Source organism: Dyella thiooxydans (assembly GCF_001641285.1).
GTDB classification, from domain to species: domain Bacteria; phylum Pseudomonadota; class Gammaproteobacteria; order Xanthomonadales; family Rhodanobacteraceae; genus Dyella_A; species Dyella_A thiooxydans.
The window spans coordinates 2,317,590-2,332,846 of record NZ_CP014841.1 but is presented as its reverse complement, the minus strand read 5'-3'; the positions used below and the strand labels follow the sequence as shown (position 1 = coordinate 2,332,846).

The window sequence follows — 15,257 nt, the reverse complement described above, 5'->3', positions numbered from 1 at the left end:
CTCAGGCCAGCTTCTTGTACTTCACGCGGTGCGGGCCGGCATCGTCGCCGAGGCGGCGCTTCTTGTCCGCTTCGTACTCGTTGTAGTTGCCGGGGAAGAACTCCACGTGCGAGTCGCCCTCGAAGGCGATGATGTGGGTGGCAATGCGGTCCAGGAACCAGCGGTCATGCGAGATGACCACCGCGCAGCCGGGGAACTCCAGCAGCGCGTCTTCCAGTGCGCGCAGGGTTTCCACGTCCAGGTCGTTGGACGGCTCGTCGAGCAGCAGCACGTTGCCGCCCTGCAGCAGGGTCTTGGCCATGTGCAGGCGGCCGCGCTCGCCGCCGGACAGGTTGCCGACGATCTTCTGCTGGTCGGTGCCCTTGAAGTTGAAGCGGCCGATGTAGGCGCGCGACTGGATCTCGAAGTTGCCTATGGTGAGGATGTCCGAGCCGCCGGACACTTCCTGCCACACGTTGTTCTTCGCATCGAGCGCGTCGCGCGACTGGTCGACGTAGGCCAGCTTGACGGTATGGCCGAGCTTCACCTCGCCGGAATCGGGCTGCTCCTTGCCCATGATCATCTTCATCAGGGTGGACTTGCCCGCGCCGTTCGGGCCGATCACGCCGACGATGGCGCCCGGCGGGATCTTGAACGAGAGGTCCTCGATCAGCACGCGGTCGCCGAACGACTTGGTGACGTTCTTGAACTCGATCACCTCCTGGCCCAGGCGCTCGCCCGGCGGGATGAAGATCTCGTTGGTCTCGTTGCGGCGCTGGTACTCGACCGAGTTCAGCTCCTCGAAGCGGTTCAGGCGCGCCTTGCCCTTGGACTGGCGGCCCTTGGCGGCCGAGCGCACCCACTCCAGCTCCTTCTGGATCGCCTTCTGGCGCGACTTCTCCTGCTGGGCTTCCTGCTTCAGGCGCTCGTCCTTCTGCACCAGCCACTCGGTGTAGTTGCCCTTCCACGGAATGCCGCGGCCGCGGTCCAGCTCGAGGATCCACTCGGCGGCGTTGTCGAGGAAGTAGCGGTCATGGGTCACCGCCACCACGGTACCGGGGTAGTCCTGCAGGAACTTCTCCAGCCAGTCCACCGACTCGGCGTCCAGATGGTTGGTCGGCTCGTCCAGCAGCAGCATGTCCGGCTTGGACAGCAGCAGTCGGCACAGCGCCACGCGGCGCTTCTCGCCGCCGGACAGCGGGCCGATCTTGGCGTCCCACGGCGGCAGCCGCAGCGCGTCGGCGGCTACTTCCAGCTGGCGCTCCAGCGCGTGGGCGTCGTTGGCGGCCAGCAGGTTCTCCAGCTTTTCCTGCTCCTTCGCCAGCGCGTCGAAATCGGCGCCCTCCTCGGCGTAGGCGGCGTACACCTCCTCCAGCCGCTTCTGCGCGTCGAGCACCTCGGACACGCCTTCCTCGACCGCCTCGCGCACGGTCTTCTCCGGATCCAGCTCCGGCTCCTGCGCCAGGTAGCCGACCTTGATGCCCGGCTGCGGACGGGCCTCGCCCTGGAAGTCCTTGTCCACGCCGGCCATGATCCTGAGCACCGTCGACTTGCCCGCACCGTTGAGGCCCAGCAGGCCGATCTTGGCGCCGGGGAAGAAGCTGAGCGAGATGTCCTTGATGATCTGGCGCTTCGGGGGAACGATCTTGCTCACCCCGTTCATGGTGTAGATGTACTGCATGCTGGCTCCCGAAAGGCGGTCCGCAAGCCGCGTTCGCGCGCGGCCCGGCAAGTGAGGAACAAAGGGGAAAAGGCCTCCGATTATCGCCGATCGGCCTTTGCACTGCCATGGCAAGGCCCGCGGAGCCGCCCGGCGGCCCGTCACGCTGCAGGTTTTCCGCAGGGTGGACAGCGATGGCCCCGAAGATGGAGGCGTTCGCGCGCCGGACAAGGCCAGTGCCCGGGTGGCGGAGGCTCGACCTAAGGCTCGCCCGGCGGGCAGCCCGATTCGGCCGGATCGGGACATTCGGCTACGAATTCCTGTGTTTCGGCTTGAAGCAGGCCTCGGCCTGCCTGTTCGGCGGGCTGATGGTGGGCCTGCTGGCGGCCAGCTGGCGCTGGTATCCGGATCATGCGGCGCTGTCGCGTTACGACTTCCTGACCCTGTCGGCGGTGGCGATCCAGCTTGGCCTGTTGGCCAGCGGGCTGGAAAGCCGGGAGGAGGCCCGGGTGATCGTGCTGTTCCACGCGGTCGGCACGGCGATGGAGCTGTTCAAGACCGCGGTGGGTTCGTGGAGCTATCCCGGCCCGTCGCTGTTGCACATCGGTGGCGTACCGCTGTTCACCGGCTTCATGTACGCCTCGGTGGGCAGCTACATCGCCCGCGCCTGGCGGCTGTTCGACTTCCGTTTTACCCGGCACCCGCCGTTTGGCGCCACGGTGGCGCTGGCGGTGGCGATCTACGTGAACTTCTTCAGCCACCACTTCCTGCCGGATGCCCGTTGGCTGCTGTTTGCCGCGCTGGCGTGGCTGTTCGGGCCGACCTGGGTGCACTTCCGCATCCGCCGCCGGCACCGACGGATGCCGCTGCTGCTGGGCTTCGTGCTGGTGGCGCTGTTCATCTGGCTGGCCGAGAACGTGGGGACCTACACCCATGCCTGGCTGTACCCGGCGCAGCGGGCCGGTTGGCACCCGGTGCCGCTGGCCAAGCTGGGATCCTGGCTGCTGCTGATGGTGATCAGCTACGTGATGGTCTCGGCGGTCCACCGCCGAGGGGCGGGCCGGTAGCTGCAAACCGGCGCCGGCGCTACACTTTCGGGTCTTGTCCACCCCCTGATCCGCCGAGGCCCCCCGAATGTTCCCGAAGGACTGCATGATCGCCGGTTACGACCCCGAGCTGGCCCAGGCCATCGCCGATGAAGGCCAGCGCCAGGAAGACCACGTCGAGCTGATCGCCTCGGAGAACTACGCCAGCCCGCGGGTGATGGAAGCGCAGGGCTCCAAGCTCACCAACAAGTACGCCGAGGGCTACCCGGGCAAGCGCTACTACGGCGGCTGCGAATACGTCGACGTGGCCGAGAAGCTGGCGATCGACCGCGTGAAGCAGCTGTTCGGCGCCGACTACGCCAACGTGCAGCCGCACTCCGGTTCGCAGGCCAACCAGGCGGTCTACTTCGCCCTGCTGCAGCCGGGCGACAAGATTCTCGGCATGAGCCTGGCCCATGGCGGTCATCTCACCCACGGCGCGAAGGTCAACCTGTCCGGCAAGATCCTCGACGCCGTGCAGTACGGCGTGGACGCCAACGGCATCGTCGACATGGACGAGGTCGAGCGCCTCGCCGTCGAGCACCAGCCGAAGATGATCGTGGCCGGCTTCAGTGCCTACTCGCAGGTGCTGGACTGGGCGCGCTTCCGCGCCATCGCCGACAAGGTGGGCGCGTACCTGTTCGTGGACATGGCGCACATCGCCGGCCTGGTCGCCGCGGGCGTCTACCCGAGCCCGCTGCCGCACGCGCACGTGGTCACCTCCACCACCCACAAGACCCTGCGCGGTCCGCGCGGCGGCATCATCGTCGCCAGCAACCAGGGCATGGGCGAGGCCGCCGAGGAGATCACCAAGAAGCTGCAGTCGATCGTCTTCCCCGGCATCCAGGGCGGTCCGCTGATGCACGTGATCGCCGCCAAGGCGGTGGCCTTCAAGGAGGCGCTGGAACCCGAGTTCAAGGCCTACCAGACCCAGGTGGTGAAGAACGCGCAGGCGATGGCCAAGACCATCATCGCGCGCGGCTACAAGATCGTCTCCGGCGGCACCGAGAACCACCTGATGCTGATCGACATGATCGGCAAGGGCGTCACCGGCAAGGACGCGGAAGCGGCGCTGGGCAAGGCGCACATCACGGTCAACAAGAACGCCGTGCCGAACGACCCGCAGAAGCCGTTCGTCACCTCCGGCCTGCGCGTGGGCACCCCCGCCGTCACCACCCGCGGCTACCTCGAGGCGGACTGCGTGGACCTGGCCAACTGGATCTGCGACGTGCTCGACGCACCGACCGACGAGGCGGTGATCGCCGCCGTGCGCGCCAAGGTCGAGGCGCAGTGCAAGAAGTTCCCAGTCTACGGTTGAGCGAGAAGCGAGTGAAGAGGAGTGAGAAGTGAGAGAAAGACCGGCTTGAGGATTTCCTCTCACTCCTCACTTCTCAACTCTCACTCCTGATCCCCTATGCATTGTCCTTTCTGCCAGCACGAAGACACCCGCGTGATCGACTCGCGCCTCGCCGACGACGGTGCCACCGTGCGCCGCCGTCGCGAGTGCCCGCAGTGCGGCGAACGCTTCAACACCTTCGAGACCGCCGAGCTGAAGTTGCCGGCGATCGTGAAGAGCGGCGAGCGGCGCGAGGCATTCGACGAGCGCAAGCTGCGCACCAGCTTCGAGCGCGCGCTGCAGAAGCGCCCGGTGGCCAGCCACGACGTGGACAATTCGGTGCGCGAGATCATCAACGACCTGCGCCGCAGCGGTGAACGCGAGGTGCCTTCGCGCCATATCGGCGAGCTGGTGATGCGCGAGCTGGGCAAGCTCGACCAGGTCGCCTACGTGCGATTCGCCTCGGTCTACCGCCGGTTCGAGGACGTGCAGGCGTTCCGCGAGGAAATCGAGAAGCTCGAACGCGACCTGCCCGAACTGGAAAAGCTGCAGCTGTCGCTGCTCGGCGCCGACCCGTCGCGCAAGCCGCGCAAGGGCGAGAAGTAGCCGCCCGGGCGGTATGCTGCCGGCCGGATCCGCCGCCACCGACCCGCCATGCCGTTCTCCGCCATCGACCACGCCCACATGGCCCGCGCGCTCGCGCTGGCCGAGCGCGGGCTCTCCACCACCCAGCCCAATCCGCGCGTCGGCTGCGTCATCGCCCACGGTGGTGAGGTAGTGGGCGAGGGCTGGCACCAGCGCGCAGGCGGCCCGCATGCCGAGGTGTTCGCGCTGCGCGATGCGGGCGAGCGGGCACGAGGCGCCACCGCCTACGTCACGCTGGAGCCCTGCGGCCTGCACGGGCGCACGCCGCCGTGCGCGGATGCGCTGATCGCCGCCGGTATTGCCCGCGTGGTGATCGCCGCCGAGGACACCTCGCAGGCCGAGGGCGCCGGACTGGCGCGGTTGCGCGGCGCCGGCATCGTGGTGGAGACGGGGCTGATGCGCGAGCCGGCGCGTGCGCTCAATCCCGGCTTCTTCAGCCGCGTCGAGCGCAGTCGGCCGTATGTGCGGGTAAAGCTGGCGATGAGCCTGGACGGGCGCACCGCGCTGGCCAACGGCGCCTCGCAGTGGATCACCGGCGAGGCGGCCCGCGCCGACGGCCAGCGCTGGCGCGCGCGCAGTTCGGCGATCCTGGCCGGTAGCGGTACCGTGCTGGCGGACAACCCACGGCTGACCGTGCGCCTGCCCGCCGGGGAGGACTTCACGCCGCCGCTGCGCGTGCTGCTGGACCGCGATCTGCGCATCCCCGCGCGCTTCCACGTGATGGACGGCAGCGCGCCGACCCTGCTGCTGCATGACCGGGTGATTCCGTCGCCGGTGCCGGTGCCCGAGGGCGTCGAGCATGCCGGGGTGGCGGTCGACGCCAACGGGCGGCTGGCGCTGGATGAGATCCTCGCCCTGCTGGCGGCCCGCGGCGTCAACGAACTGCACGTCGAGGCCGGTCCGCGCCTGGGCGGTGCGCTTTTCACGGCGGGGCTGGCCGACGAGCTGCTGCTCTACGTCGCACCCACCTTCCTCGGCGACCGGGGTCGTCCGCTGATGGAACTGCCGCCACTGACCGAGATGACGGATCGCTGGCAGCTGGAGGTGTTCGACCAGCGCAGCATCGGTCCCGACTGGCGCCTGCGCCTGCGGAGCGTGGCATGAGCTTCGCGCCGATGGACGTGGTGCGCTGGGGCATCATCGGCTGCGGCAACGTCACCGAGGTGAAGAGCGGGCCGGCGCTGCAGCGCGCGTCCCATTCCTCGCTGGTGGCGGTGATGCGCCGCGACGGCGCCAAGGCGCGCGACTACGCGCAGCGCCACGGCGTGCCGACGTGGTACGACGACGCGCAGGCGCTGGTCGACGATCCGGCCGTCAACGCGGTCTACGTCGCCACGCCGCCCTCGACCCACAAGGCCTACGCGCTGATGGCGATCGCCGCCGGCAAGCCGGTCTACGTGGAGAAGCCGATGGCGATGGACGCGGCCGAGTGCCAGGCGATCATCGACGCGGGCCGGGCGGCTGGCGTGCCGGTGTTCGTCGCCTACTACCGCCGCGCCCTGCCGCGCTTCCGCCGCGTGCGCACGCTGCTGGAGTCCGGCGCGATCGGCGCGCCGCGCTCGGTGCATGTGTCGCTGCACCAGCCGTTGCACGCGCGCTATGCCGACCCAGCCGCATCGCACTGGCATGTGCAGCCGGCGATCTCCGGCGGTGGCCTGTTCATGGACCTGGGCTGCCACACGCTCGACCTGCTGGACTGGCTGTTCGGCCCGATCGTGACCTCGAAGGGGCTGGCCACCAACCAGCTCGGCGCCTATGCCGCCGAGGACAGCGTGGCGATGGGTTATGCCTTCGCCAGCGGCCTGGTCGGCACCGGTCTGTGGCAGTTCGGCAGCTTCCGTTACGAGGACCGCATCGAGATCACCGGCGACCGGGGGCGGCTCGCCTTCGCCACCTTCGGCGACGGGCCGATCGAGCTCGAGACCGCGCAGGGCAGCGAAAGCTTCGTCGAGGCCAACCCGCCGCACATCCAGCAGCCGCTGATCGAGACCATCGTGGCCGAACTGCGCGGCGAGGCGGGGGCCTGCCCGTCCACTCCGGAAGCGGCCCTGCGCACCGCTTGGGCGATGGATCAGGTGCTGGCCGACTGGCGCCGCGCGACCGGGCAGGCGATCGGCCGGTAGACGCGACGGGCGTCGCCCTGGCCGTCCCGCCCGGGTTCTGCGTCAGCGCTCGAAGTCGATCACGACCTTGCCGAAGTGCTGCCCGGAGGCCATGAACTCCATCGCCTCGCGCAGCTGGTCGAAGCCAAAGACGCGGTCGACCACCGGCTCCAGACGGCCCTGCTCGATCGCCGCGACCATGCGCTCGTGCTGCTCCAGCGGTGCCACCGAGAGTCCCTGGATGCGCAGCCGCTTCAGCACGGCCTGGGTGAGGCGGATGGACGCCTCGTCGCCGCCCATGAAGCCGACCACGCCGATGAAGCCGTGCATGGCGGCGGCGTCGATCGACTGCGCCAGGGTCGCCGCGCCGACGGTCTCGATCACGGCATCCACGCCCAAGCCGCCGGTCGCTTCGCGAACCAGCGGACTCCACTGCGGGTGCCGGCGGTAGTTGATCACGATGTCGGCGCCCAGTCCCTGCGCGCGTTCCAGCTTCTCGTCGCTGGACGACAGCACGATCGTCCGCGCGCCGCGCAGGCGGGCCAGCTGCAGGGCGAACAGCGACACGCCACCGGTGCCGAGGATCAGCACCGATTGCCCGCTGGTCAGCTGTGCCAGGTCCAGTGCCTGCCAGGCGGTCAGTGCGGCGATCGGCAGCGTGGCGGCCTGGCGGTGGTCGAGATTCCGCGGTGCGCGGGCGAGAGCGTAGGCGTCGAAGCAGGCCAGGTCACGCATCACGCCGTCGTCGGGGCCGCCGGGTTCGGCGCCGACCCATTCCGGGCGGATCGCGCCGGCCAGCCAGCGCGCCTTGTACAGCGTGGTGACGCGGTCGCCGGGCCGGAAACGCTGCACGTTCTCGCCGACCGCCACCACCGTGCCCGCGCCGTCGGACACAGGCACCAGCGGCAGTTCCACCCCGCGGTAGAGCTCGCCGCGGGCCACGAGCAGGTCGCGGTAGTTGAGTGCGGCGGCCTGCATCTTCACCAGCACCTGGCCGGGGCCTGGCTGTGGCTCCGGCAGCTCGGTGCGTTGCAGGTGGTCCAGCCCGAAGGCGTTCAGTCGATAGGCACGCATGGCGTTGCTCCTGAGGAGGGGAGGCGGCATGGTGGGCTGGCAGGCGCTGGGTGATAATCCGCCATCCATGCACTTCATTTGTTCGAAAAATGAATGAATCATTCGTGCTGACACCGACCCGCGTGCGCGAGCTACGCGCCTTTGCCGCGTCGGCCCGGTTGCTCAACTTCTCGAAGGCGGCGCGCGAGGTGGGATGCACGCCCTCGGTGCTCAGCCGGCGGATCGCCTCGCTCGAGGCAGCGGTGGGCGCCCGGCTGTTCCTGCGCACCACGCGGCGCGTGGCGCTGACGGCGCGCGGCGAGCAGCTGCTGGTGCACTGCGATCGGCTGGACGCCGTGCTCGGCGAGCTGGCGGAGGAACTGCAGCCGCAGCAGGGAGGGCTGCAGGGGAGGCTGCGCATCCACCTGCCGCGCAACTACGGCATCCAGCGCATCGCGGCGCTGCTCGCGCGCTTCATGGTGGCTCATCCTGCGGTGCGCATCGATGCGACCTACGACGACGCCTATGCCGACCTGGTCGCGTCCCGGGTCGATCTCGCGGTGCGGGCCGGTCGGCTGGTCGATTCGCAACTGGTCGCCCGCCGCGTCGGCACGATGCGCCGCTACCTGTGCGCGACGCCGGCCTACCTCGAGCATGCGCCGCCGCTGCGCGATCCCGCCGACCTGAAGGACCACCGCTGCCTGGCCTTCAGCGGCCTGCGTACCGGCACGCTGTGGCAGTTCACCCGGCAGCGCCAGCGGCGCTCGGTGCGGATCGATCCCGTCATGCAGAGCAACGACTCCAAGGCGATCCGCGATGCCGTGCTGGCCGGCGTGGGCATCGGCGTCCAGGGCGACTACATGGGCGATCCGCTGATCGTCTCGGGCGATCTGGTCGAAGTGCTTCCGGACTGGCAGCTGAGCCAATCGCCGATCCATCTGGTCTGGCTGCCCGGCGCCGATCGCGTGCCGGCGGTGCGGACCCTCATCGATTTCCTGGCCCGCGAGCTGGGCGGTTGCTGAGACGCGCTGTTCGCCACGACTGACGCCGCCGGGCGGGGCGCTGCGGGGCTTGGTGCTAGAATCCGCGGGCCGGTTCGCCGGCAAGACAATTCAGCGACGTCTTCAGGGCGGGGCGAAACTCCCCACCGGCGGTAGGTGCCTTCGGGCACGAGCCCGCGAGCGCTCGCGACGCCCGTCGCGAGGTCAGCAGATCCGGTCCAAGTCCGGAGCCGACGGTCACAGTCCGGATGAAAGAAGACGGCCAGTGCGGCGCCTCCTGTGGGCGACGCGCCTGCCTCATGCCTTGGGGCGTTCTCGCTTGTGCTTGAGGAGAACGTTTCGTGTTTACCGGAATCATCCAGAGCGTGGGCCGCATCGTGCGGCTGGAGCCCCGTGGCGGCGACGTGCGACTGCACGTGGATACCGCCGACCTCGACCTCGCCGACGTGCAGCTGGGCGACTCGATCGCCGTCTCCGGCGTGTGCCTCACCGCGGTGACGCTGGAAGCGCGCGGCTTCAGCGCGGACGTCTCCAACGAGACGTTGTCGCTGACCACGCTCGGTCGGCACAAGGCCGGCGATCCGGTGAACCTGGAGAAGGCGCTGCGGCTGGCCGACCGGCTCGGCGGCCACCTGGTCTCCGGTCACGTCGATGGCGTCGGCAAGGTCGTCTCGATCACCCCGGACGGCCGCTCGCAGCGCTGGACCTTCGAGGTGCCGCAGGCGCTGGCGCGCTACATCGCCGCCAAGGGCTCGGTGTGCATCGACGGCACCAGCCTGACCGTGAACGAGGTGAGCGGGGCGCGCTTCGGCGTGAACCTGATCCCGCATACGGTCGAGCACACGGCTTTCCACGCGCGCCGGGTCGGCGACGCGGTGAACATCGAGGTGGACGTGATCGCGCGCTACGTCGAGCGGCTGATCGGTGGCTCCCAGGCGTCCGGCATCGACGTCAACTTCCTCAAGCAGCACGGTTTTGCCTGAGGGCCGAGGAGCGAGGAGTGAGTGGAGAGGAGTGAGAAGTGAGAGAAAGCATGGGTGCGCTCCGGCTTTGCCCTCTCTCACTCCTCACTTCTCACTCCTCACTACTCGCTCCTCGCCCCCGCTCAATCCCCATTTCCAAGGTTCCGCCCCATGAGCTTCAACACCATCCCCGAGATCCTCGAAGACATCCGCGCCGGCCGCATGGTCGTGATCCTCGACGACGAGGACCGCGAGAACGAGGGCGACATCGTCATGGCCGCGCAGATGGTGCGGCCGGAGGACGTCAACTTCATGGTGCGCGAGGCGCGCGGCCTGCTGTGCCTCACGCTCACCGAGCAGCGCACGCGCCAGCTCGGCCTCAAGCCGATGGTCAGCGACAACACCTCGCCTTACCACACCAACTTCACCGTCTCGATCGAGGCGGCCGAGGGCGTCACCACCGGCATCTCGGCGCATGACCGCGCGCGCACCATCCAGGTGGCGGTGAAGTCCGACGCGAAGCCGCAGGACCTGTCCCAGCCCGGCCACGTGTTCCCTCTCACCGCCCAGCCGGGCGGCGTGCTCACCCGCGCCGGCCACACCGAGGCGGGCTGCGACCTGGCCGCGCTGGCCGGGCTGGAGCCGGCCTCGGTGCTGATCGAGATCCTGCACGAGGACGGCTCGATGGCGCGTCGCCCCGAGCTGGAGGTCTTCGCGCAGAAGCACGGCCTGAAGATCGGCACCATCGCCGACCTGATCCGCTACCGGCTGGAAACCGAGAAGACCGTCGAGCGCGTGCACGAGGAGGACGTCGACACCGAGTTCGGCGCGTTCCGGCTGATCGCCTACCGCGACGCGATCCGCCGCGGCCTGCACTTCGCCCTGGTCAAGGGCACGGTGGACGACGGTGCCCCGGTGCTCTCGCGCGTGCACGTACGCAACACCTTGTCCGACGTGCTGCATCTGACCCGCGACGACCTCGGCCTCACGGTCACCGCCGCGCTGCGCCGGATCGGTGACGAGGGTCGCGGCGTGCTGCTGGTGCTGTCCGGCGAGGACACCCCAGAGGCGCTGCTGGCGCGACTCAAGGGCCAGCCGGCCACGATCAGCGCCGAGGACGCGCAGCACAACCAGTGGCGACAGCTCGGGCTGGGCGCGCAGATCATGGCGGACCTTGGCGTGCACCGGCTGAGGGTGATCGGCACGCCGCGCAAGCTGGTCGGCCTGGGCGGCTTCGGGCTGGAAGTGGTCGAGTACGTGTGAGCGAGAAGTGAGTGGAGAGGAGTGAGGAGTGAGGAGTGAGAGAAGGCAGACTCGCGACGTCGTCCGACACCACACGGTGGACCGCTGCCGGCCCTCTCCCTGACACTCCGCATGCCCATGCTCCACTCTCACTTCTCACTCCTCTTCCCTCACTCCTAGCCTCAAAGCCATGCCCCGCATCCGCCTGATCGCCCCCTCCGGCTACGCCGCCGACCCCGCCGCGATGACCCGCGGCGTGGCGCGCCTGCGCGCGGCCGGCTACGCGGTGGAGAACGAGGCGGTGCTGGGGCGGGCGATGCTGCGCTTCGCCGGCAGCGATGCCGAGCGCGTGGCGGACCTCAACGCGCTGGCCGATGCGGACACCTTGCCGGACATCGCCCTGGTCACCCGTGGCGGCTACGGCGCGGCGCGACTGCTTGAGCACCTCCATTACGACGCACTGCGCGAGCGGCTGGGCGGCAGCGCGCTGGCGATGGTCGGGCACAGCGACTTCACCGCAATCCAGCTGGCGCTGCATGCGCGCTGCGGGCTGGCCACGTTTTCCGGCCCGCTGCTGGCCGACCTGGGCGCCGAACGGGAGGACGCCGCCACCCTGGCGCAGTTTCGCCGCGTGCTGTCCGCGCCGTCGGCCGAGGTGACCTGGGCCTGCACGGGCGATGCTCTGATGGAGGTCGAGGGCACGCTGTGGGGCGGCAACCTGGCCGTGCTGTGCAGCCTGCTCGGCACGCCGTATTTCCCGCGGATCGACGACGGCATCCTGTTCATCGAGGACGTCGGCGAGCCGCCGTTCCGGATCGAGCGGCTGCTCTACCAGCTGTACCTGTCCGGCGTGCTCGGCCGCCAGCGGGCGCTGCTGCTGGGGCGCTTCAGCGATTGCCGGCCGGGTCCGCGCGACAACGGCTACACCCTGGACGCCGCGTTCGACCAGCTGCGTGCCGTGGCCGGCATTCCGGTGATCGACGGCCTGCCGCACGGCCACGGCACCGGCCAGCTGACCCTGCCGTTCGGTGCGCCGGCACGCCTGCGGGTTGACGGCCCGGCCGCCCGGCTGGGCTTTACCGGCTATCCCCATCACGGCTGAGCCACCCCGCTGCGAGCGGGGGGCGCTGCAAACCCGTAAAATGCGCGGTCTGCCCCGGGCCGCGCGCCCACCGAGGACGACTGCATGAAAACCATCGAAGGCAACTTCGCCACGCCCAAGGGCCGCTTCGCCATCGTCGCGGGCCGCTTCAACGGCTTCGTGGTGGAGCCGCTGGTGGCCGGCGCGCGCGACGCGCTGGTGCGCCATTGCGTGAAGGACGACAACATCGAGCTGATCCGCGTGCCCGGCGCCTGGGAAATCCCGTTCGCTGCGCAGAAGGCCGCCGCCTCCGGCAAGTACGCCGCGGTGATCGCGCTGGGCGCGGTGATCCGTGGGGCCACCCCGCACTTCGACTACGTCGCCGGCGAATGCGCCAAGGGCCTGGCCAAGGCGGGCATGGATACCGGCGTGCCGGTCGCCTTCGGCGTGCTGACCACCGACTCCATCGAGCAGGCCATCGAGCGCTCCGGCACCAAGGCGGGCAACAAGGGCGCCGACGCGGCGCTGGCCGCGCTGGAGATGGTCAACCTGTACGGGCAGCTGTGATGGCCGCGCAGGGTTCGGGCATCGACGCCAGCGCGCGCTCGCGTGCGCGCCGGCGTGCCCTGCAGGCGCTGTACGCCTGGCAGATCTCGGGCAGCCACATGAACGCGGTGATCGAGCAGTTCCGTCACGAGCAGGACATGGAGGTGGCCGACCTCGAGTACTTCGAGGATCTGCTGCACGGCGTGGAGGCCAACGTCGAGCAGCTCGACGCCAGCCTGCGCCCGCACCTGGACCGCGAGGTGGCGCAGGTCGATCCGATCGAGCGCGCTGCGCTGCGCCTGGCCGCCTACGAGCTGGCGCATCGCCCGGACGTGCCGTACCGCGTGGTGATCAACGAGGCGATCGAGGTCACCAAGCGTTTCGGCGCCGATCACGGCCACAGCTACGTCAACGGCGTGCTGGACAAGCTGGCCGCGCAGCTGCGCGCGGTGGAGAAGCGCGGCTGATGCGTGGCGTGCTCGTGCTCGGCTCGGCTCCGTCGGCGCCGCTGCTCGAGACGCCGCGCCTGCGACTGCGCCAGCACCGGATCGACGATCTGGAGGCGCTCCACGCGATCTGGTCCGATCCGGCCGTCTACCGCTGCATCGGCGGCAAGCCGGCGACCCGGCAGGACGTCTGGTTCCGCCTGCTGCGTTACGGCGGCATGTGGCCGATGCTCGGCTACGGCTACTGGGCGATCGAGGACAAGGCGACCGGATGGTTCATCGGGGACCTCGGCTACGCCGACTTCCAGCGCGACATCGAGCCGGCGCTGGACGGCATGCCCGAACTCGGCTGGGTGATGGCACCGGCCTTCCACGGTCGCGGTTATGCCAGCGAGGCGCTGGCGGCGGTCACCGCGTGGGGCGATGCGCACTTCGGTCCGCATCGTGACGTCTGCATCATTTCGCCGGACAACCCCGCCTCGATCCGCGTGGCGGAAAAGGGCGGCTTCCGGCACTGGTACGACACCATGTTCAACGACGCGCCGATCGGCGTGTTCGCGCGCGACGTGCCGGCCCCGGGCGCGCGCTGATGGAATTCCGCCTGATCGACCGCCTGCAGGCGCTGACCGCGCAGGCGCGCGACGACGTGCGGCTGGGGATCGGCGATGACGCCGCGCTGCTGGCCGTGCCGGCCGGACAGGAGCTGGCGGTGGCGATCGACACCCTGGTCGAAGGGGTGCATTTCCCGCGCGGCACGGCGCCGGCTGATATCGGCTGGAAGGCGCTGGCGGTCAACCTCTCCGATCTGGCCGCGATGGGCGCCACACCGGCCTGGGCGCTGCTCGCCCTGACCCTGCCGGCCCAGCCCGCCGACGCGCAGCAGGACCTGGTCGACGGGCTCGCCGAGGGCTTCTCGCAGCTCGCACGCATGCATCGCGTGGCGCTGGTCGGGGGCGATACCACGCGTGGGCCGTTCGCGTTGTCGGTGGCGGTGCACGGCTTCGTGCCGCCGGGGCAGGCGTTGCGACGCGACGGCGCGCGCGCGGGCGACCTGGTGTTCGTCACCGGTACGCTGGGTGATGCGGCCGCTGGCCTGCAACGGCTGGCTTCGGCTGCGGATTCCGACGAGGAGAAGCGCCGCGCCGGGTTGCGGGCCAGGCTGAATCGCCCCGAGCCACGGGTCGCCGCCGGCCTCGCCCTGCGTGGTCGGGCCAGTGCCTGCATCGATGTGTCCGATGGCCTGCTTGCCGACCTGGCTCACGTCTGCACGGCCAGCGGCGTGGGTGCCGAGGTCGACGCGGCCCTGCTGCCGCTGTCCTCCGCCTTGCTGGGCTGTTGCGATGCGGCTGAAGCCTGCGATTTCGCCTTGTCCGGCGGGGACGACTACGAACTGTGCTTTGCCGTGCCACCGGCGCGGGCCGGTGAGGTGCAGGCCGACCTGGCCCGGCTCGGCTGCGGTGCCACCCGCATCGGTCGCATCGTCGAAGGTACCGGCGTGCGCGTGCGCGGGATCGATGGCCAGTGGCTGATGCCCACCCGTACCGGCTGGGACCATTTTCCGGACGAGACCGCCCGCCCATGATCGCCCTGGATCGCAAGACCCTCACGCCGGCGCAGCGCCGCGAGCTCATCGCCTCACCCGCCGGCTGGATCGCCTGCGGCTTCGGCTCCGGCCTGGTGCCGAAGGCGCAAGGCACGGCCGGCTCGTTGCTGGCGATCCTGCCGTGGCTGTGGATGCGGCAGTGGCCGCTTTCCGTCTACGCCTGGGTGGTCGTCGTCGTGTTCGTGGTGGGCATCTGGGCCTGCAACGTGGCCGGCCGCAAGCTGGGCGTGGACGACCACCGCGCGCTGGTGATCGATGAGTTCGTCGGCCAGTGGATCACGCTCGCGCCGGCGCTGCTGGCACCGTGGTGGCTGGTGCTGGCCGGCTTCGCCCTGTTCCGCCTGTTCGACGTGGCCAAGCCGTGGCCGATCGGCTGGCTCGATCGCCGGCTCAAGGGTGGCCTCGGCGTGATGGTGGACGATGTGGTCGCCGGCCTGTTCGCCGCCGCGGCGCTGTGGCTGCTGGTGCGCACGGCCGGCATCCCGCTGCCGTGGCGTTGACGCCGCCGGTGGCATC

Annotated in this window: 16 protein-coding genes and 1 riboswitch; of the genes, 14 read left to right on the top strand and 2 right to left on the bottom strand. The window is 69.8% G+C overall.

Annotated features, from left to right (window positions below):
• Position 1: 1 nt before the first annotated feature.
• A complete protein-coding gene (gene ettA / locus ATSB10_RS10705) occupies positions 2–1,660 on the bottom strand; it encodes an energy-dependent translational throttle protein EttA (protein WP_063672699.1) in 1,659 nt (552 codons plus the stop codon).
• A 311-nt stretch (positions 1,661–1,971) separates the two neighbouring features.
• On the opposite strand from ettA, the gene ATSB10_RS10700 reads away from it, so the two are divergent.
• The 5 genes from ATSB10_RS10700 to ATSB10_RS10680 all read left to right on the top strand — a co-directional run bounded on the left by ATSB10_RS10700 (position 1,972) and on the right by ATSB10_RS10680 (position 6,828).
• Positions 1,972–2,706: a DUF817 domain-containing protein gene (locus tag ATSB10_RS10700; protein ID WP_236886403.1), complete on the top strand. Its 735-nt coding sequence runs from the start codon at positions 1,972–1,974 to the stop codon at positions 2,704–2,706.
• Positions 2,707–2,773: 67 nt separating this feature from the next.
• Complete coding sequence (gene glyA / locus ATSB10_RS10695; protein ID WP_063672697.1) at positions 2,774–4,042, top strand: serine hydroxymethyltransferase; 1,269 nt, start codon at positions 2,774–2,776, stop codon at positions 4,040–4,042.
• 96 nt (positions 4,043–4,138) lie between these two features.
• Complete coding sequence (gene nrdR / locus ATSB10_RS10690; RefSeq protein WP_063672695.1) at positions 4,139–4,666, top strand: transcriptional regulator NrdR; 528 nt, start codon at positions 4,139–4,141, stop codon at positions 4,664–4,666.
• 48 nt (positions 4,667–4,714) lie between these two features.
• On the top strand, positions 4,715–5,809 hold the full coding sequence (gene ribD, locus ATSB10_RS10685; protein ID WP_083966184.1) for a bifunctional diaminohydroxyphosphoribosylaminopyrimidine deaminase/5-amino-6-(5-phosphoribosylamino)uracil reductase RibD: 1,095 nt from the start codon (positions 4,715–4,717) through the stop codon (positions 5,807–5,809).
• Positions 5,806–6,828: a Gfo/Idh/MocA family protein gene (locus ATSB10_RS10680; protein WP_083966183.1), complete on the top strand. Its 1,023-nt coding sequence runs from the start codon at positions 5,806–5,808 to the stop codon at positions 6,826–6,828. The genes ribD and ATSB10_RS10680 overlap by 4 nt, the downstream gene beginning before the upstream one ends.
• 42 nt (positions 6,829–6,870) lie before the next feature.
• On the opposite strand, the gene ATSB10_RS10675 is transcribed toward ATSB10_RS10680, so the two are convergent.
• A complete protein-coding gene (locus ATSB10_RS10675) occupies positions 6,871–7,881 on the bottom strand; it encodes a zinc-dependent alcohol dehydrogenase family protein (protein WP_063672693.1) in 1,011 nt (336 codons plus the stop codon).
• Between the two features lie 104 nt (positions 7,882–7,985).
• On the opposite strand from ATSB10_RS10675, the gene ATSB10_RS10670 reads away from it, so the two are divergent.
• The 9 genes from ATSB10_RS10670 (at position 7,986) to ATSB10_RS10630 (ending at position 15,241) form a co-directional block, all read left to right on the top strand.
• Positions 7,986–8,882: a LysR family transcriptional regulator gene (locus tag ATSB10_RS10670; protein WP_236886402.1), complete on the top strand. Its 897-nt coding sequence runs from the start codon at positions 7,986–7,988 to the stop codon at positions 8,880–8,882.
• Positions 8,883–8,976: 94 nt separating this feature from the next.
• Positions 8,977–9,125: riboswitch (FMN riboswitch) on the top strand.
• A gap of 77 nt (positions 9,126–9,202) precedes the next feature.
• Positions 9,203–9,844, top strand: coding sequence for a riboflavin synthase (locus tag ATSB10_RS10665; protein ID WP_063672690.1), 642 nt, complete (start codon positions 9,203–9,205; stop codon positions 9,842–9,844).
• Between the two features lie 150 nt (positions 9,845–9,994).
• Positions 9,995–11,086 carry a bifunctional 3,4-dihydroxy-2-butanone-4-phosphate synthase/GTP cyclohydrolase II gene (gene ribBA, locus ATSB10_RS10660; protein WP_063672688.1) on the top strand — a complete coding sequence of 364 codons (1,092 nt, stop codon included), beginning with the start codon at positions 9,995–9,997 and terminating at the stop codon, positions 11,084–11,086.
• Between the two features lie 169 nt (positions 11,087–11,255).
• Positions 11,256–12,167: an LD-carboxypeptidase gene (locus tag ATSB10_RS10655; RefSeq protein ID WP_063672686.1), complete on the top strand. Its 912-nt coding sequence runs from the start codon at positions 11,256–11,258 to the stop codon at positions 12,165–12,167.
• An 84-nt stretch (positions 12,168–12,251) separates the two neighbouring features.
• Positions 12,252–12,713 (top strand): 6,7-dimethyl-8-ribityllumazine synthase, encoded by a 462-nt coding sequence (gene ribH / locus ATSB10_RS10650; protein ID WP_063672684.1) that lies wholly within the window; start codon positions 12,252–12,254, stop codon positions 12,711–12,713.
• Complete coding sequence (nusB, locus tag ATSB10_RS10645) at positions 12,713–13,159, top strand: transcription antitermination factor NusB (RefSeq protein ID WP_063672682.1); 447 nt, start codon at positions 12,713–12,715, stop codon at positions 13,157–13,159. Before ribH ends, nusB begins: the two co-directional genes overlap by 1 nt.
• Entirely contained in the window at positions 13,159–13,728 is a 570-nt protein-coding gene (locus ATSB10_RS10640) for a GNAT family N-acetyltransferase (RefSeq protein ID WP_063672681.1), read from the top strand. Before nusB ends, ATSB10_RS10640 begins: the two co-directional genes overlap by 1 nt.
• Positions 13,728–14,720: a thiamine-phosphate kinase gene (thiL, locus tag ATSB10_RS10635; RefSeq protein ID WP_063672680.1), complete on the top strand. Its 993-nt coding sequence runs from the start codon at positions 13,728–13,730 to the stop codon at positions 14,718–14,720. Before ATSB10_RS10640 ends, thiL begins: the two co-directional genes overlap by 1 nt.
• The gene (locus ATSB10_RS10630; RefSeq protein WP_063672679.1) at positions 14,717–15,241 is read left to right on the top strand and encodes a phosphatidylglycerophosphatase A family protein; all 525 of its coding nucleotides are present in this window, start codon (positions 14,717–14,719) and stop codon (positions 15,239–15,241) included. Before thiL ends, ATSB10_RS10630 begins: the two co-directional genes overlap by 4 nt.
• The last annotated feature ends 16 nt before the right edge of the window (positions 15,242–15,257 follow it).

What these genes read in the sequence shown, in the direction of transcription:
- thiL (WP_063672680.1), top strand. Translation starts at nt 13,728, where the DNA reads ATGGAATTCCGCCTGATCGACCGCCTGCAGGCGCTGACCGCGCAGGCG.
- ribBA (WP_063672688.1), top strand. Translation starts at nt 9,995, where the DNA reads ATGAGCTTCAACACCATCCCCGAGATCCTCGAAGACATCCGCGCCGGC.
- nrdR (WP_063672695.1), top strand. Translation starts at nt 4,139, where the DNA reads ATGCATTGTCCTTTCTGCCAGCACGAAGACACCCGCGTGATCGACTCG.
- glyA (WP_063672697.1), top strand. Translation starts at nt 2,774, where the DNA reads ATGTTCCCGAAGGACTGCATGATCGCCGGTTACGACCCCGAGCTGGCC.
- ribD (WP_083966184.1), top strand. Translation starts at nt 4,715, where the DNA reads ATGCCGTTCTCCGCCATCGACCACGCCCACATGGCCCGCGCGCTCGCG.
- ribH (WP_063672684.1), top strand. Translation starts at nt 12,252, where the DNA reads ATGAAAACCATCGAAGGCAACTTCGCCACGCCCAAGGGCCGCTTCGCC.
- ATSB10_RS10675 (WP_063672693.1), bottom strand. Translation starts at nt 7,881, where the DNA reads ATGCGTGCCTATCGACTGAACGCCTTCGGGCTGGACCACCTGCAACGC.
- nusB (WP_063672682.1), top strand. Translation starts at nt 12,713, where the DNA reads ATGGCCGCGCAGGGTTCGGGCATCGACGCCAGCGCGCGCTCGCGTGCG.
- ATSB10_RS10680 (WP_083966183.1), top strand. Translation starts at nt 5,806, where the DNA reads ATGAGCTTCGCGCCGATGGACGTGGTGCGCTGGGGCATCATCGGCTGC.
- ettA (WP_063672699.1), bottom strand. Translation starts at nt 1,660, where the DNA reads ATGCAGTACATCTACACCATGAACGGGGTGAGCAAGATCGTTCCCCCG.
- ATSB10_RS10640 (WP_063672681.1), top strand. Translation starts at nt 13,159, where the DNA reads ATGCGTGGCGTGCTCGTGCTCGGCTCGGCTCCGTCGGCGCCGCTGCTC.
- ATSB10_RS10655 (WP_063672686.1), top strand. Translation starts at nt 11,256, where the DNA reads ATGCCCCGCATCCGCCTGATCGCCCCCTCCGGCTACGCCGCCGACCCC.
- ATSB10_RS10630 (WP_063672679.1), top strand. Translation starts at nt 14,717, where the DNA reads ATGATCGCCCTGGATCGCAAGACCCTCACGCCGGCGCAGCGCCGCGAG.